At 39.0% G+C, this 16,956-nt stretch carries 8 protein-coding genes; 7 read left to right on the forward strand and 1 reads right to left on the reverse strand.

Translation table 11 applies throughout. The features are described 5' to 3' along the window. The first annotated feature begins 6 nt into the window (after positions 1–6). Genes QZX97_RS05470 through QZX97_RS05485 form a run of 4 tightly spaced genes read left to right on the forward strand, consistent with a single transcriptional unit; the run spans position 7 to position 7,792 of the window. Entirely contained in the window at positions 7–1,563 is a 1,557-nt protein-coding gene (locus tag QZX97_RS05470; RefSeq protein WP_295664426.1) for a Helicase associated domain protein, read from the forward strand. Continuing rightward, positions 1,560–2,792 carry a DUF6361 family protein gene (locus QZX97_RS05475; RefSeq protein ID WP_295664429.1) on the forward strand — a complete coding sequence of 411 codons (1,233 nt, stop codon included), beginning with the start codon at positions 1,560–1,562 and terminating at the stop codon, positions 2,790–2,792. The genes QZX97_RS05470 and QZX97_RS05475 overlap by 4 nt, the downstream gene beginning before the upstream one ends. Then, positions 2,779–4,554, forward strand: coding sequence for a phospholipase D family protein (locus QZX97_RS05480; RefSeq protein WP_295664431.1), 1,776 nt, complete (start codon positions 2,779–2,781; stop codon positions 4,552–4,554). The genes QZX97_RS05475 and QZX97_RS05480 overlap by 14 nt, the downstream gene beginning before the upstream one ends. Continuing rightward, on the forward strand, positions 4,496–7,792 hold the full coding sequence (locus QZX97_RS05485) for a DEAD/DEAH box helicase family protein (protein ID WP_295664433.1): 3,297 nt from the start codon (positions 4,496–4,498) through the stop codon (positions 7,790–7,792). The genes QZX97_RS05480 and QZX97_RS05485 overlap by 59 nt, the downstream gene beginning before the upstream one ends. On the opposite strand, the gene QZX97_RS05490 is transcribed toward QZX97_RS05485, so the two are convergent. Beyond that, positions 7,793–8,212: a hypothetical protein gene (locus QZX97_RS05490; protein WP_295664435.1), complete on the reverse strand. Its 420-nt coding sequence runs from the start codon at positions 8,210–8,212 to the stop codon at positions 7,793–7,795. A gap of 128 nt (positions 8,213–8,340) precedes the next feature. On the opposite strand from QZX97_RS05490, the gene QZX97_RS05495 reads away from it, so the two are divergent. The 3 genes from QZX97_RS05495 to QZX97_RS05505 are packed head-to-tail and all read left to right on the forward strand — an operon-like array spanning position 8,341 to position 16,862. Next, positions 8,341–13,215, forward strand: a complete 4,875-nt coding sequence (locus QZX97_RS05495) for a type ISP restriction/modification enzyme (protein ID WP_295664437.1) — start codon at positions 8,341–8,343, stop codon at positions 13,213–13,215. A 30-nt stretch (positions 13,216–13,245) separates the two neighbouring features. After that, entirely contained in the window at positions 13,246–15,678 is a 2,433-nt protein-coding gene (locus tag QZX97_RS05500; RefSeq protein WP_295664439.1) for an Hsp70 family protein, read from the forward strand. A gap of 11 nt (positions 15,679–15,689) precedes the next feature. Further along, positions 15,690–16,862 carry a 3'-5' exonuclease gene (locus QZX97_RS05505; protein ID WP_295664441.1) on the forward strand — a complete coding sequence of 391 codons (1,173 nt, stop codon included), beginning with the start codon at positions 15,690–15,692 and terminating at the stop codon, positions 16,860–16,862. Positions 16,863–16,956: the final 94 nt, after the last annotated feature.

The following is a 16,956-nucleotide window of genomic DNA, read 5'->3' on the forward strand; positions in this document are numbered from 1 at the left end:
AGAGAAATGGATCTAAATTCAGTAAAAGACTTAAAATGGCTGCGAAATTATGATTTACTTCTTGCCTTTAGACATGAACGCAATAAATGGCCGGCACAGGAACGAGCAAATCCTGATTCGGAAGAAAGTAAACTCGGCAATTTTGCATTTACACAACGGAAGAAATTCCGTGAAGATTCCCTCGAAGATTGGCAATTTGAAAAATTACTGGAACTTGGGTTCAATTTTGAAGGAAAAACTGACAACTGGTTCGAACGGTTTAGCGTGGTAAAGGCTTTGCTTTATGAGAAAGGTTCCGTGTCTCCTGGGATTATTGGCGATACGTATTATGCGTGGCTAAGGCATAACTGGATTAGATTTCAGGAAGGTGGTTTGAATAGAAGGCAAGCTTCGGCTATTGAAAGCCTTCAGCTACAGACATATTTCCCAACTTGGGAAGAAGATTTTGAAAAGGTTCGCCAATGGGTTCAGGCACATAAAAAACTACCCACTCGAAGTTCTTACAGCGATGGACATTCCTGGTTGATGAGCCAGCGGGCGACCTTTAAAAAAAATAGGCTTTCTCCGGTTCAAATAGATTTACTTCTTAAAATAGGTTTTGAATTAGAGCCAAAAGAGTTTGAACGTGATGCTGAAATTTGGAAAAATAGATTAGGTGAATATATCTCCTACATGATTGCTAAAACGGAAGGTAAGATAAGCAAATACCCGACATCGGTATATAACTGGGTTCAAGATCAACGAGCGGTTTTTAAAAGAGGAAAAAGCAACCGAAAGCCACTTGATGATTGGAAAGTGGAAGCACTTAATGCCGTTGGTTTCAAGTGGAGTCATAAGGAGGTAATTGAAGATGAGTGGAATGACCAATATGCACGGTTACGGATTTTTTTATTTGATAATTGTTTGGAGGATCTTATCAACGAAAGCGGAAGAACTTCTACTAATTACAATTGGCTTCAAAATCAATTAAAAAAATTTCGTGTTGGAAATTATCCCCCCAATCATGAAGCCCGCCTGCGACTTTTAGGATTTAATTTCAAAGGAAGAGGTGCTATGAGTTCATTCGATTCTAATTGGAAGCAGATGGTAGCGGCATCTCTTGGATACATAAGTCAAGCCGATTTTGATGACCAGCTTTCTTATCTGACGATGCTTGGACCGACAGATGTGTCTATTGATACTTTCAGAAGAGTAGAACATCATGGGCTTCAAAAAGCATTATTTAATGCCGGTCAAACCTTTGAATGCGCTTTCTGTGGCTCTTACTTTCCGCGTGGACTAATGGTCGCTGCCCATATTAAACCACGGGCGCTATGCCAACATCAGGAACGTCTTGATTTAAATGTAGTCGTGCCTGCTTGCAAATTCGGATGCGACGAATTATTTGAACGGGGATACATTTCTGTTCAAGATGGTATTATATTAGCGAGAAATGACTTACCATCAACTCCTGCTGTAACCGATTATATAAATAGGCTTTCTGGAAGGACTACCCCCTATTTTCAAGAAAGACGACGAAAATATTTTGAAGCACATTACCAACATCACAACCTAAAGACATGAAAGCAGGATTAGGATGGATCGATTTCTCCGAAGATCATCGTAACCGTGTGTTTTCGGTTATAGAAATGCTAAATGAAGGTGGTACTGTCGACGAGCTTGGGATTGGAGTAATGCGAGATGCCATTGCCGATTACTTATTTCCAGGGGTATCTACAATTCAAACCCGACCGAAGTATTTTATTTTGATCCCGCAACTCATACAGACCTACATAAAAGATTACCAGGCGAAACTTCCCTTGCAAAGACTGTCAGTTTGGTTTATTAAATACGAACATCAATTGATGCACCAACTAGCGCGTAGCTACAATTACCAAGACAACAACGGTGTAATTGGAATCAACGTGGCAAAGAATGACAAGCAACTGGTAAGAACGGCATCCTCAGTTTATTGGAACGGGATTCGCAAACACAACATCGTCGATACTAATTATTCGCTCAACGAATACCTTGCGAAAAATAACCTCGAGGGCATGTCAAGGAATAATATGAGCGGCGACCAATTTGACGATGACGAAGGGCTGGCGGAGTTGGCTACGTTTAAATTGAACTTGCCTTTATTCGAAGAAACTGAAAAAATCACAATGGACCTAACGGCCGCGGAAGCTCGATACTTGCGGGATCAGTTTCGTGACAATTCCTCCGGTAAAAAAGAGCCCGATAATTTGTTGGGGCAATTAATGATCCATAGGGAATTGGCGGTTAACGCCGTGGCAACAAAGGACTTTTCGACATTTGCAGAATATCTACTTTCATCGGGGAAACTACCGGCGACAACCGCGCGGTTTCTCAAGCTTGCTGTCAAATTTGAATTTATTACTCACGGCGCACATATCCGTTATAATATGATGCTGCATCAACAGGCAGGAGTTATTGATTATTCCAATGAATGGACCCTTTGGCTGAAGCAATTAAATGATAGTCAATACCTGGCAGAAGAATTTGACCTTGATTTTCTGTTGCTGGAGATTGCACCGCAAACAAATCCACAAACAAAGATTTTTCTTAAAAATTGGTATCACGGGATCAATGAGGTTGTACCTGATATCAACAGACTGGATAAATTGGTAAGGCAACAAGAGGAAAACAATAAAAAAGGAAGAGCAAAGCTGGGTAATAAATCGGGTGAATATAAAAAATGGGTCGGCATTGAAACGTTAAGTTTTAGGTTTTCTCAAGTGAGAGCTATAGTTAATGATATTTATAAACCGTTAGAAGATGCTGGATTTTAAACAAAACCGCCTGACCTATCGTGAGTTGTTGGCGCCACCAGAGGGTTATACATTGACTCGGGCCGTCGGTACTACTTATTCTCTTGATCTTTACGCGCTCCTAGCCGTTCCAGTAGCACTATTCTATCAACAATCATTACAAGATAATTTCAAACCGGAACGCTATGAGGTTCTTGAAGCGATCAGGAAAAGCCGCGAAAGAGTAACCTTATTTTGCCAGCGGGGCAAGATAAATTTACCAGAGGGGTTTACTAGCTTACTTTCATTAATAGAACAGCGTATTGTTGAAGTTCAACCATATGAGATTCATAGCTCTTTTCACCCTAAAATTTGGGTGCTTCGGTTTGAAAAGAAAAAACAAGTTTATTATCGGTTGGCGGTTTTAAGCCGTAATTTGACTTTTGACCGCTCTTGGGATATTGCGACATTTATTGATGGTAAACCAAGTCGCGAGAATTCTGCAAATGGAAAGTTTTTAGGGGACTTCTTAAGTTATTTGTTCAAGAGTACTAAAACAGAAACTGACGCACGTTTCATTAGGGATCTGTCTAAAATAGAGTTCAACGTGCCCGAGGGGTTTCAATCTCCGGAATTGTTCCCTATTGTTGGAAAGAAACAGTCGACAGGTTTTGCAAATCCGGTACTGTCATGTTCTTATCAGAAATTACTGGTAATGACGCCATTTTCAGACGCCGATACGATTGCCGAATTGAAAAAGAACAACAAACATATTACTTTATTATCACGCAAAGACGACCTTGACGCCATGCCTCCGGCTACCTTCAATGATATGGACGTTTTCTATTTTAACGAAGTAATCCGCGACGCCGAAAGGACAATGGACAGCGAAGGTGGCCGGGTCCTCTCCCAGGACTTGCATGCTAAACTATTTATTGGTGCCAACAAAAGGAAAACTGAATGGCTTTTGGGTTCGGCTAACGGAACAAGTGCTGCGATGTCGAAGAATGTGGAATTTATGGTCAAATTCGCTGCGAAGTCGAGCCAGGCAAGTTTTGATGTAATAAAGAATGCGCTCACGAATCAAGATCTGGGTATATTCAGGCCTTATATACCAGGTAATGAATTTATTGAACCAAGAGATAAAAGAAAAGAATACTTTTTAAGAAAGATAACCTTTCAGCTGGGCGAATCTGTATTTAAAGCTTCAGTCAGGCAGCGAAACGACCAAGATACTTTCGACCTGCAACTGGAGGTCGATCTCGGTCACATTCAATCTATTGACGGCCTTGTTTTGAACGTCTCATTACTTAACCGCGTAGATGCCCTTCGGGAATTGCATGCCGGTAAAGAAAATTCCCTGATATTCGAAAATATTGCATTGACGCGGCTTTCCTGTTTTGTAGCACTGGGCATTGAAATCGACGGTATTATGGAAAGTAGATTGGTTTTTAAAGCGGAACTCGCCGGTATGCCCTTAAACAGGGAAGACGCTATTTTCAGCGACCTGATTAACAATAAAAAGTCTTTTTATCAGTACCTCCAATTCATTTTAGAGCCGGATGGGTATGATGGCTTGCTCGAAATCATTAGGGAAGATATTGAAAAAAAAGCTTCAGGTATATCCGTTGGAGCAGAATTAAGTCTACCCATCTACGAAAATCTGTTGATTGCCGCATCGCGTTCGCGCTTCAAACTAACAGAAATCAATCAAATAATGATTAGACTGGAAAAGTTGAATAGCAATGTTGTGGCTGATTTTAAACCAATATGGGACATATTTAAAAAATTCGCCGATGATTGACAAAATAAATTGTTTGGTAGAGGAAAACCACCGCACGTTAAAAGATTTTCAGGAGGCAACGGTAAATTATGTAATCAGGCAGTTTTATGAAAAACATAAGAAAAAAATACTCGTGGCAGATGAAGTTGGGTTAGGAAAAACAATGGTTGCCAAAGGTGTAGTCCTGCGTTCGTTACAGCGATATGCATCCAAAGGTGAGCCCTTCCATGTCGTTTACATTTGTTCAAACCAAGTACTTGCGCAACAGAACATGAGTACACTGAATGTGTTCGGTGACAAGAATGATACGTTTTCCCGCTTGACTTACCTTGCCTTGAAAAGAGAGCCTGGACCAAACATGTTGCGCCTAAGTTCACTTACGCCATCGACATCTTTCAAGCTAACTAGAAGCGTTGGCGATAAAAAGGAAAGGGCAATTTTGCTGGCCCTGCTTTGTTCGTACGAACACTTCAATAACAACAGGGTGGTACTAATAAAGATATTCCGTGGTAAAAAGCATGTTGGACTGGCCGGGTGGAACAATCTGGCCCTTGATTTTATCGAGCACAGGGAAAACAAATTAAGGCCCGGAGCAGCCAAAAAATTTAAAGCACACCTTTTAACAACAATTTGCTCAGCGAAGCATTTTCCTTTGATCACTACTTATATCGGTTTAAAGGGTGAAACAAATATCTGGCGGGCCCTGGAAAGACTAGTCGGGCGGCTTGAAAATGACGGAACCAAAGACCCTTTGGATTTCGCAAATGAACTGATCCGGGCACTTCGTTTTGAACTTACAAATATCTGCACCGAATTTCTTGACGCGAATCTTTTTATTCTTGATGAATTTCAGCGTTTCAAGGAGCTTTTAAATCATGATGACCAGACTGAAGCAGCAAAAATCGCCAGGAAGGTTCTGGCTGATGAAAACACGATGGCGTTATTGCTTTCTGCAACGCCTTTTAAATCCTTTACGACAAAGTTGGAAGAGTTGGCCAACGAGAATCACTTTGACGAATTTCGAAAACTGGTTTTATTCCTTGGTGGGACAAAGGGAAATAGTCTATGGTCAACGATAAAACAGGATCAGGAAGCTTTTTTTGAAATGCTTCGATTCCCTCGCCAGGCCATTGAAGAGATGACGACTGCCATCGACATTAAAAATAGATTACAAGCCGGGCTTAAGCAGATAATGAGTCGAAACGAAAGGATGAGCGTCGCCAAAGGACTTGAAAATATGGTTATTTCTGCCGGCATTGGCTTCTTGCCGATTATCAGGGAGGATATAGAAAATTTTATTGCGATTGATCAGGTAACAGAAGAACTTAAGAAACTGGCGGTTAGGAAAAGATTTTCGGGGTCCACGATGGAATTTGCCAAATCTACGCCATACCCATTGTCCTTTTTGCGGGCCTATAAACTAAGGGAGACGATTGATCTTTTCAAGGATAACAAGACCGTAAAATCTTTATTAAAAAAAAAGGGCACCTTTATTGATTTTGGGAAAATTGACCGATACGAGCCGCTTAGCACCGACGATGGGAAACCCAGTTTTCCTAACGGTAAATTGCGCGCACTTACCGCTGAATGTTTTGACAATAATGGGCATGCATTATTATGGGTGCCGCCATCCAAACCCTACTACAAGCCCTTTGGTGCATATGCAAAAAGCGAACGTTTTTCAAAGGTACTAGTGTTCTCAGGCTGGAAAATGGTGCCGAGGGCGGTGTCAGCGTTATTATCTTATGAATCTGAAAGGCGTGTTGTACGTCAGGAATTACCAGGAAAAAAAATCAACAAACAGAAGAAAAAGTATTTTACAGAGCATGGCAAACGACAACGAGCGCTACTCGTTTTTAATTCCGGCGATGGTAAATTCCATATGACTAACGTTTGCTTAACTTATCCTTGCTCCTGGCTGGTAAAATTTCTTGAAAGTCAAGTGTTTTTCAACAAAGATGGGCAGCGATATGCTGTCGTGAAGAAAAGTCTATCGATAAAATTGGAAACAGCCGTTCGAAAGCTAAATTTAGAAGAAAAATACGCTAATTTATCTACGGTCGATGTTAAATGGTATTGGGTTCTCCCCGCTTTATTGGATAGACTGAATGGCGAAGGATATATTTTACAGGATATTTTAAGTAAGGAAGTTGGCGCTAAGCAGCAACACTATCTGTTCCTTCAAAGGTACTTAACAGAGATCATTAAAGAAACTCATGACGATCTCGGAATATTTCCATCCGGCTTATTCGACACGCTGGCTGAAATTGCCCTTTGCAGTCCCGCGAACGTGGCGTTGAGAGCCTTTGGAATTTACTTTAAGGATGAAATCCGGGAGCGTTGTAACCGAGCGTATGATGTAGCAGATGCTTTTGTAGGATTGTTCAATAAACCCGAATCTATCGCAATCGTAAAAAATAACGGTTTGGGGTTGACTTACTGGCGGCAGGTATTGAACTATTGTGCTTCAGGAAACCTTGCCGGTATGTTGGAGGAATTTGTTTACTTATTAAAATCTCATGAAGGAACAAAAACGATGGATAAAGCAACGATAGCAATTGTCGATGTCTTATCTGTAAGGAATTCCAGTATTCAAGTAGATGACAGTAATACATTTTATCAAGGAAAAAGCAGAGAAATGCGATGCCATTTTGCAGTAAGTTACGGGGATCAGAAAATTGGAACTGATGCCGGAGATAACCGTATGATTAGTATAAGAGAAGTATTTAACTCACCATTCCGGCCATTTGTACTGACTTCAACCTCAATCGGGCAGGAAGGCTTAGATTTCCATTATTATTGTAGAAAGATATTCCATTGGAACCTGCCGCATAATCCAATTGACATTGAACAGCGAGAAGGACGGATAAACCGTTATAAAGCACTAGCAATTCGACAAAGCCTGGCAGAAAAGTTATCGCTGAATGATTTAGCTTCAAGAGGGGGTGCTCTATGGGACGCCATATTTGAACTGGCAGTAGAGCGAATGAAATCGCCTGGTGACTCCGACCTCGTACCCTTTTGGTATTTAAATGATGGGAAATATAAGATAGAACGTTTTGTGCCAATCCATCAATTGAGCAGGGATGTTGCCAAATATGATGCTGCAAAAGAAACACTCGCACTTTATCGTCTTACCTTTGGACAGCCAAGGCAGGAGGAACTAGTGGAAGCTTTTCGAAATGCAGAATTAACTGAAGAAGAAATTATCGAAATTCGCAAGTCACTTTTGATTGACTTAAGTCCAATGATAACATAATCATCCCATATTTTCTGACAGTAAAACCGTGCTTTCAACAATTTCGAGCATATCATAAATGCCTGTTTCCAACGCTCCTCTTTTTAACAGTCGTGCTCGAAAGCTATCAGTAAGATCAGCGACGTAAACATCGTATTTGAATTGTTTACTGATATAGTAAACAATATAAATAAGTTTCTTACCTGTTCCTTTATACCGTAAATCTTCTGGCAGATATATATTTGGAATAAAAACCTGTCGACGCTGGTGATTGAAGCCTATTCTGATAATTCCACAACGATCTCCAGGCCTCTCTTTACTTTCAGCATTAAGTTCAATAAATTCATAATTCGATGCTGAAAACTCATATTTTTCACCATAAAGGCTCACTAATACTTGTTCAATATAGCTTTGAAGATCATCTTCGATGTTACGTATCATAAGTGTACAGAATTATCCTTTGAATCTTTGTAAAATTAAAAGAAGCGCTCATCATTCCAATCAATACATTTTAAAAAATTCGACTACATTTGAATAGGGTATAAATTATAAAATTCTAAACCTGTTGAATGACTGCTTTTAACCAAATACTTGATAAATACCGTAAAATTTCATTCTCAGAACGTGATAAGGGTGATCGTTTTGAACGCTTGATGCAAGCGTATTTACAAACTGATCCGCGATATGCATATCGTTTTAAAAAAGTTTGGCTGTGGAATGAATTTCCTGGTAGAAAAGATTTTGGCGGCAATGATACAGGGATTGACCTTGTAGCACAAACCATAGAGGGAGATTATTGGGCTATACAGTGTAAATGTTATGCTGAAGGCTCAACTATTGATAAGCCCGCCATAGACGGCTTTTTATCAACCTCAAGCAGGCACTTCAAAAATGACGATTTAAAAACCGTTGGTTTTTCGCATAGGCTTTGGATTGAAACGACAGGCAAGAAATGGGGAAGCAACGCTGAGGAAGCGATTAAAAATCAACATCCCCCATTTACAAGGTTAAATCTTCTTGAATTACAGGAAGCAAAAGTTGATTGGGAAAAGCTGGAAGACGGGGTTCATGGAGAAAGTTCGCGAACCAGGAAGAAAACCATAAGACAGCACCAAAAATCTGCATTGGAAAAAACCAATGAAGTATTCAAAACCTCTGATCGCGGAAAGCTTATTATGGCTTGCGGTACCGGGAAAACTTTTACTTCGCTTCGGATTGCTGAAAATGAAACTGGCGGGAAAGGGCTAATTTTATTTTTAGTTCCATCAATCGCCTTGTTGGGACAATCACTTGATGAATGGACAACTGAAGCAAATGAGCCTTTAAATGCTATATGTATATGCTCCGACCCTGAAATCACAAAGAAAAAGACAAAAAATCAGGATACCGAAAATTTCAGCGTGGTCGATCTTGCTTTACCAGCCTCTACCAATGTAGCTGATATTATATCTCAATTCAAACACTTTCAGTCGAGCGCACATTCCGGCATGACAGTGGTTTTTTCTACTTATCAATCAATAGAGGTCATTGCCAGGGCACAGAAAGAATTATTGAAGCAGAATCTCGGTATTGGCGAGTTTGATTTAATAATCTGTGACGAAGCACATCGCACCACTGGTGTTGCTTTAGCTGGTGAAGATGAATCAGCCTTTACAAAGGTTCACGATAATTCATTCATACAAGCAAAAAAACGTTTGTATATGACCGCAACACCACGTTTGTATAGTGATGATACCAAAAGCAAAGCTGCGCAAGCGGATGCTATTTTATGTTCAATGGATGATACGGCACTTTACGGCGACGAAATTTATAGAATAGGATTTGGTGAAGCTGTTAGCCTGGGGCTATTGACGGACTACAAGGTTTTGATATTAACCCTCAGTGATAAGGATGTTCCACCGGCTGTTCAAAAAATGATTTCGGACGACCAGAGTGAAATTAATGCCGATGATGCTTCAAAACTAATTGGATGTATTAACGCCCTTTCGAAACAGATTTTAGGTGATGCTGGAATTTTAGAAGCCAACGATCCTGATCCAATGCGCAGGGCCGTTGCCTTTTGTTCAAGTATCGCCGCCTCAAAGAAAATAACGCAAACTTACAATACAGCGACAGAAGCGTACATAAACTCATTACCGGCAGATAAAAAGGAAAGCATGGTTTCAGTTTCTGCCCAACATATTGATGGCACCATGTCGGCGCCTGAAAGAAATGATTTGTTAGGTTGGCTAAAGGCCGAAACTGAAGATAATGAATGCAGGGTACTAACGAATGTCCGTTGTTTAAGTGAGGGTGTCGATGTTCCATCTCTTGACGCTGTAATGTTTCTTTCTGCACGTAATTCACAGGTAGATGTTGTTCAATCTGTTGGCAGGGTGATGAGGTTATCGCCAGGGACAAAAAAGAAATACGGGTATATAATTATTCCGGTGGTTGTCCCGTCAAATATTGAGGCCGATAAGGCATTAGATGACAATGAGCGGTACAAAGTAGTATGGACTGTGTTAAACGCGCTTAGAGCGCATGACGACCGTTTTAATGCGACTGTAAATAAAATTGAGTTAAACAAATCGCGCCCGGAACAGATTTTAGTGGGGCGTCCCGAAACTTCTTTCGAAAATGGCGAACCGGTTTCTGGTTCGACCGGGGAGAATACCAGCGCAAATAATGAAATAAGAAATCAACTTGCATTACAATTTGAACAATTGCAGCACGTGGTATTTGCACGTATGGTTCAAAAGGTAGGCAACAGACTTTATTGGGAACAGTGGGCCAAAAGTGTAGCTGAAATTGCTGAACGACAAGTTATACGCATTACCAGACTGATAAAAGAAGACACGAAGCATCAAGAGGCTTTTGCTGATTTTTTAAATGGGCTGCAAAAAAACATAAACCCGTCTATTACCCAAGAACAGGCAATTGAGATGCTTTCACAGCATCTCATCACCAAGCCTGTTTTTGAGGCGTTATTTGATGGCTATTCATTTGTTAAAAACAATCCTATATCTGTTTCGATGCAGTCTATGATCGATTTACTCGAAGAACAGGCTATAGAAAAAGACACCGAAACGTTACAAAAATTTTACGACTCAGTACGGTTAAAGGCTCAGGGAATAGACAACGCTGAAGGTAAGCAACGCATAATAATTGAGTTGTATGACAAATTTTTTAAGACCGCTTTTCCAAAAATGGTAGAGCAGTTAGGAATTGTTTATACTCCGGTTGAGGTAGTCGATTTTATCATACACTCTGTAAACGATGTCTTAAAAAAGGAATTTCAGCGCGGATTAGGCGATGAAAATATACATATTCTTGACCCTTTTACGGGAACAGGCACTTTTATCACAAGATTATTGCAAAGTGGGCTAATTGATAAAAAACAGCTTGAACGAAAATACACAAATGAAATATTTGCAAATGAGATTGTCTTACTTGCGTATTATATAGCCGCAGTAAATATTGAAAATGCTTACCATGATGCCATCGGCGAAACCGAATATAAGGCTTTCGAGGGCATCTGTTTAACAGATACTTTTCAGTTAGGCGAAATGGATGGGAATTACAAACTTCACAAGGATATGTTCCCTCAAAATTCAGAACGTGTTACAAGACAAAAAAGTGCTCCTCTACGTGTTATTATGGGCAACCCCCCATATTCCGTAGGTCAGAAATCGGCCAATGACAACGCGCAAAACCAAAGTTATCCTAAGTTAGATGCAAAAATTGCATCCACTTACGCAAAGGAATCTTCCGCCGGCCTTAATAAATCACTGTACGACGCATATATAAAAGCGTTTCTTTGGAGTAGCGAAAGATTAGATGCCAAACATGGGGGTATCATTTGCTTTGTATCTAATGGTGCATGGATAGATAGTAATAGTACTGATGGTTTTCGTAAGTGCATAGAGAAAGAATTTTCATCTATCTACATATTTAATTTGCGGGGTAATCAGCGAACAAGCGGTGAACTTTCGAGAAAAGAAGGGGGTAAAATATTTGGCTCCGGTTCACGAACACCGATTGCAATCACTTTGTTAGTTAAAAACCCCTCATCTGCTGTTCAAAATGCAAAAATTCATTATTATGATATTGGCGATTATTTAAATCGGGAAGAAAAATTGAACATTTTAAAAAAGTTCGTTTCTGTCGAAAATGAAAGCATATCGTGGAGAACATTATTACCCAACGCACATGGCGATTGGTTAAGTCAACGCAATGAGGGCTTTAATAATTTCGTTTCACTTGAACCGGAAAAGAAATTCGATTTAAAAACTCAATCGATTTTCAATACTTACGCCATCGGGGTAGCCACAGCTCGCGATGCGTGGGCTTATAATTTTTCAGAAAAACAAGTTGAAGGTAATATGCAACGAATGATTGCATTTTATGATCAACAAAATGACGAATTTAATATAGCAAAGAAAGCACAACCCGGCCTTAAAGTAGAAGATTTCATTACCTATGATGCAACAAAAATTAGCTGGACAAGAGCATTAAGAAGAGATGTTGAAAACGGAATTGCCCATAAATATCTAAATAATAAAATGAGGGTTGCTATTTATAGACCCTTCACTAAACAAATACTTTATTTTGATAAACCATTTATAGAAAGTCCAGGATTAAGCTCATTGATCTTTCCCAATGCGGAATTAAAAAATTTAGTAATTACAATTCCCGGCAACGGAAGTGTTAAAGATTTCTATGCGTTGATTACCGACTGTATTCGGGACAACGATACTTATGGAGGCACTCAATGCTTCCCTCTTTATTATTATGAGGAACGACAAAAGCAAAGTCCCGGCCTGTTCGACACAGATGGCAAAAGTGAATATATTCGGCGCGATGCTATAAGTGATTTTATTTTAAACCAAGCGAGACTTATTTATGGTAAGACCGTAACAAAGGAGGATGTCTTTTATTTTGTATATGGCTTTCTGCACAGTCCAGATTATCGTCAACAGTTTGCAAATGATTTAAAAAAAATGCTGCCTCGATTACCGCTATTGGACGATGTGCGTGACTTTTGGAAATTCTGCAAAGCTGGGCGTGAATTAGCAGAATTACACATCAATTATGAAACCGTTCCAGCTTATGAAGATTTATTTGTAACAGGAATAGAGAGTGACTTTTTCAATGTGGAAAAAATGCGTTTCCCTAAGAAAGACCAAAAGGATACTATTTTGTTCAACAGCAAAATCACCATATCAAATATACCGGCCAAAGCTTATGATTATGTTGTGAACGGCAAAAGCGCCATTGAGTGGATCATGGAGCGCTATCAGATTACAACCCATAAGGAAAGTGGAATAAAGAACAATCCTAATGATTGGGCGATTGAAGTTGGTAAGACTCGCTATATTTTAGATTTGCTACTAAGCATTATTAATGTAAGCGCCCAGACAGTAGATATTGTGAACTCCCTACCGAAAATAAATTTTGAGTAAACTTATATCTTAAATAAACGATTTGCAATTATGGCAACCGATATTAATATTCAGAGCCTATTTCCGGCGATTAGGAACCAACAAGTTGCTAAACCTATTAACGATGTTTTCAACACGACTTTTATAGGGATTGATTTCGGAACCTCTACCACGGTCGTTTCGGTAGCTGCAATTGATAAAGAAACGAAGACTATAAAAACTGACCCAATTTGGCTTAATCAAAAATTAGCAGATGGAGCGATAATGTCTTCAGAAAAGATACCTACTGTGATTGCTTGGTATAACCAACAATTACTTGTCGGTAAAGGCGCGGCAGATTTAAAGCACGAATTGAAAAAAGGTGTTAATGTTTGGTATTCGTTCAAAATGGAACTCGGCGAAGATCTTGGTTCTAAATATTTCAACAGTGAGTTAGACCGGAATAGCGATTTTCCAATTTTGAACCCTAAAGATGCGGCAAAGGTTTTTTTTCAATACTTAAAGGCTCAAATAGACCGATATGTAACTAAGCACAATTTATCAAGCCATTTACAATTTGCGGTAAGCATTCCAGCTTCATTTGAGGCAAATCAAAGAAAGGAATTAATATTTGCACTTGAGCAAAATGGTATTTCCATAAATAAACAATCATTGATTGATGAGCCGAATGCTGCTTTTTTAAGTTATGTGCAGGTTTCATCAGATGAAAATTGCCCGTTAAGAATACCTGACGGGGATAATCCAAAAATTTTAGTATTTGATTTTGGTGCAGGCACTTGTGATGTTTCGATCCTTGAATTAGGAAAAGACCTCCAGGGTATATATTCTAAAAATCTTTCTATTTCTAAATTTGAGAAATTGGGAGGTGATGATATTGACAGATACATAGCCATCGAATATTTGTTCCCCCAACTGTTAAAAGAGAGTAATCAGCAATTGCAAGACTTCAGGACTCCGGAAAAAAACCGGTTAGTCAATCAACTTTTAAAAGCGGCGGAACAATTAAAAATCCTCATTTGTGAATCTATAGCGTTACAAATGACCAATAAAATATTGCCAGCAAATGCCACCAGCAAAGACTTTATATCATTAGGTTATAAAATAGAAATCGATTCAAGAAAAGGTCACCTTACCCTTACCGAACCGAGGCTTTCATATGCCGAGTTTAATGATACGATGAAGGCGTTTTTAAAGGCTCCTTCATTACATCCAACAAGGACGAAAACTGTTCAGGAAGAGTTTACGACGATTTTCAACCCGATTCAAACGGCACTGAAAAAAGCATCATTAATAAAAAACGAAATTGATTATGTGCTATTTATTGGAGGTAGTTCGAAAAATCCATATGTACAATCCGCATTAAAGGAATATTTCAAGGAGTCCGATTTATTGATACCCCGGGATTTACAAACACATGTCTCTGCAGGAGCCGCTATTCATTCTATAGTATATAATGGCTTTGGCAAAAACATTATACAGCCTATAACAAGTGAGCCCTTTGTTTTAATAACAAAAGATGAGACGGCAAAAGTTATTTTAAAAGCGGGCACACATATTCCTTGTGATTTAATTATTATCGATGATTTAGTTACAACTCTGGATGGTCAACCCGCAATTGAATTACCCCTATGCTTAGGTAATGTCAATAAGTTGCTTTTTAATATTAAAATTGTTTGCAGCGATCCTAAAGGTTTCAAAAAGAACACCCCGGTTCGCTTAGAATTAGAAATAACTACTGATAAAATTTTACTTGCCCGCGCGACTGCTGTGGGACAATCCGTATTTGTCGAACCTATCAATCCTTTCGCTAATAAAGAGTTGACCTCTGAACAACGGATGGTCCTAAAAGCTGAGAGACAAGCAAATATCGATGCTGAGCAAAACGGCGGAAAGCCAACCAAGGAAAGTTTAAATATGCTTTATAAAGCATATGAAAAAACAGAGAATTTTCTTAGAGCTGCTGAGACACTGGAATTGATCAATGAATTGTATCCAAGTATTCATAATTTAAATCAAATTGGCGTACTTTATTCCAGTGCAGGTTATGATGATAAAGCACTGGAATTTTACGGACAGGGTTATGAGAAAAATAAAAACGCTACAACTGCTTTCAATTTCGCATATAAGCATAAGGATAAAGACGACGTCAAGTTCAAAGAAATACTGGAAGAATCTCTACGATTAGACCCCGATAAACCACACACATTATACGAATTGGGTAAGGTGTTAAAAAAGGATAATCCCGACAGGGGAAAAGAAATGATAAAGAAAGCCTTTGACACTTGGAAAATAAAGTTTGAAACTAACAATATGTCCGACAGCGATTATAGTTGGCTTTCTTCTGCCGCTGATGAGTTGGGAATGCGCGATTTTGCACAGCAAGTAAGAGAATCGAAACCAAAATTTAACGCTGAAAAATTATTCAATTCTGAAAACTTGACTGCAACTTTTAAAGAAGCGGGACTAACTAAAGCTAAACTATAAATCATATCACTATGGCATGGATGATTCGCGAAGACCAATTAGACCCTGATCAAAAGGAGTTTATAAATGTTGAGTCAAAAAAATCAGGGAATATTTGGGTGAAAGGATTTGCTGGTAGTGGAAAGTCCATCCTACTTGTTCATTCACTCAAAAGCGTTCTTGAGAAAGAGCCGCAAGCAAAAATAGCTGTTGTGGTTTATACTCATTCCTTAATTGACATGTTTAAAACCGGTATGCGAGAACTGAATTTACCTTCAAACATACCCGTAATGACGTACATTGAATTTGTCGATAAAAATTCAATGAGGTATGACTATATCTTTTGTGATGAGGTACAAGACCTTCCTTCTCGTGTTTTACATGCGATGAAAAACCGGGCAACAAAAGTGATAGTTGCTGGTGATTCTAATCAGTCCATTTACGATACAGATCCCCGATGGCAAGAACCAGTCGTTGACCCAAGTCAGGTTGGTGACATCATCAATGCAAGGGCGTTTTCTCTTAACGTCATTCATCGACTCACAAGAAGTATAATTTCTGCGGTTCAAAAACTACTTCCGTCAATGAATATATGGGGAGCCAAAAGAGATTTAACTAAGCAAGATGTGGATATACGCTTGTGCGAAGCATCAAGCGAAATTGAGGAGGTCAAATATATTTACCAGGAAGTGAATAAGGGCACTGCCGTCGGTGACACTTGCGCTATTCTTTTTCCTTCTAATGCAATGATTTCCAAATTCGTTGATTTGGTGCTAAGTGCACATAATAAATCAATATGGAATGAAAAGAAGAATAATTATGGTAAACCGGATTATGGAGATTTAAACCGCCATTTTAAATCACAAGGATTGAAACTTCAATTTATAGGTAGTGGCTACGGATCATTAAATTCCGCAGGGCAAAATAAAGATGCTATCATAATGACTTATCATAGCTCTAAGGGGTTAGATTTTGATAATGTTTTCTTGCCATTTTTAAACAATAACTTCTTTCTACATAGCCGAAATGCTGAAACGGTTTTCATGGTTGCGTTGACAAGAAGCAAAAAAAACTTATATATCAGCTACTTTGGCTACACACACAATTTGGTAGACAAATTTAAAAATGACTGTACTGAAATTTCGATTTCTGATATTTTCAGTCAGAAAGCACCGAACAGAACAAACAATAATTTTGATTTTTAAAAAAAAGAGATGCAATTTTTCTTGGCCCCAATTTTAAGGTATCAATTTAATCTGTTTTATAGGTTTAGCTATACCTACATTCCATCCGAACAAT

Source organism: uncultured Mucilaginibacter sp. (assembly GCF_903893715.1).
Classification (GTDB): domain Bacteria; phylum Bacteroidota; class Bacteroidia; order Sphingobacteriales; family Sphingobacteriaceae; genus Mucilaginibacter.